General features: G+C 47.9%; 1 rRNA gene. It reads right to left on the bottom strand.

What is annotated here, in order from left to right:
• Positions 1–1477 (bottom strand): 23S ribosomal RNA (locus tag HII16_RS16630); the annotation flags it as partial.
• Between the last annotated feature and the right edge of the window lie 184 nt (positions 1478–1661).

Here is a 1661-nt window from a genome sequence, read left to right as displayed (position 1 = left end):
ACCTAAATTTCCAGCCTACATACTTTCACATGGACTACCAACGCCATGCTTGCTTAGCCTGCTCCGTCCCTCCTTCGCAATATATAGAAGTACAGAAATATTAATCTGTTTCCCATCGACTACACCTTTCGGTCTCGCCTTAGGGGCCGACTTACCCTGCCCTGATTAACATGGGACAGGAAACCTTGGTCTTTCGGCGGGGGAGTTTTTCACTCCCCTTATCGTTACTCATGTCAGCATTCGCACTTCTGATACCTCCAGCATGCTTTACAACACACCTTCAACGGCTTACAGAACGCTCCCCTACCACTTGAACTTACGTTCAAATCCGCAGCTTCGGTGCTATGTTTAGCCCCGTTACATCTTCCGCGCAGACCGACTCGACTAGTGAGCTATTACGCTTTCTTTAAAGGGTGGCTGCTTCTAAGCCAACCTCCTAGCTGTCTGGGCCTTTCCACATCGTTTCCCACTTAACATAGACTTTGGGACCTTAGCTGGCGGTCTGGGTTGTTTCCCTTTCCACTTAGGACGTTAGCACCCTAAGTGTGTCTCCCGGATAGCACTCATTGGTATTCGGAGTTTGCAAAGGGTTGGTAAGTCGGGATGACCCCCTAGCCTTAACAGTGCTCTACCCCCAATGGTGTTCGTCCGAGGCTCTACCTAAATAGATTTCGGGGAGAACCAGCTATCTCCCGGCTTGATTAGCCTTTCACTCCGACCCACAGGTCATCACCGCATTTTTCAACATACGTGTGTTCGGTCCTCCAGTTGATGTTACTCAACCTTCAACCTGCCCATGGGTAGATCGCCGGGTTTCGGGTCTATGCCCTGCAACTAAACGCGCAGTTAACACTCGCTTTCGCTACGGCTCCCCTAATCGGTTAACCTTGCTACAGAACATAAGTCGCTGACCCATTATACAAAAGGTACGCAGTCACCCCGAAGGGCTTCCACTGCTTGTACGTATGCGGTTTCAGGTTCTATTTCACTCCCCTCACAGGGGTTCTTTTCGCCTTTCCCTCACGGTACTGGTTCACTATCGGTCAGTTAGGAGTATTTAGCCTTGGAGGATGGTCCCCCCATATTCAGACAGAATTTCACGTGTTCCGTCCTACTCGATTTCACGGTAAGTTCGTTTTCATGTACGGGGCTATCACCCTGTATCGCTGCCCTTTCCAGAGCATTCCACTAACTTACAAACCGCTTAAGGGCTAATTCCCGTTCGCTCGCCGCTACTAAGGAAATCTCGGTTGATTTCTTTTCCTCGGGGTACTTAGATGTTTCAGTTCTCCCGGTTCGCCTCGTTAAGCTATGTATTCACTTAACGATACCCAACTTACGTTGAGTGGGTTTCCCCATTCGGACATCCCAGCCTATAACGCCTTTTATCGGCTTAACTGGGCTTTTCGCAGATTAACACGTCCTTCATCGCCTCTAACTGCCAAGGCATCCACCACATACGCTTAGTCACTTAACCATACAACCCCAAAAAGTTTCGAGTGCCTTGGTGACAAAACCAAGACCAAATGTATGTCTGACATTTTCACGCATTCAATAAGAATGTTGATAACTTACGTTATCAAACTCAAATGTTGCCATTTGAGCCTTGAGTAAGAACAACTAACACAACGAATAGTGTTAGTTATAATTTGAAACGCTTT

This window comes from Thalassotalea sp. Y01 (genome assembly GCF_012932945.1).
In the GTDB taxonomy this organism is placed as follows: Bacteria; Pseudomonadota; Gammaproteobacteria; order Enterobacterales; family Alteromonadaceae; genus Thalassotalea_A.
This window is presented reverse-complemented; position numbering and strand designations above follow the sequence as displayed.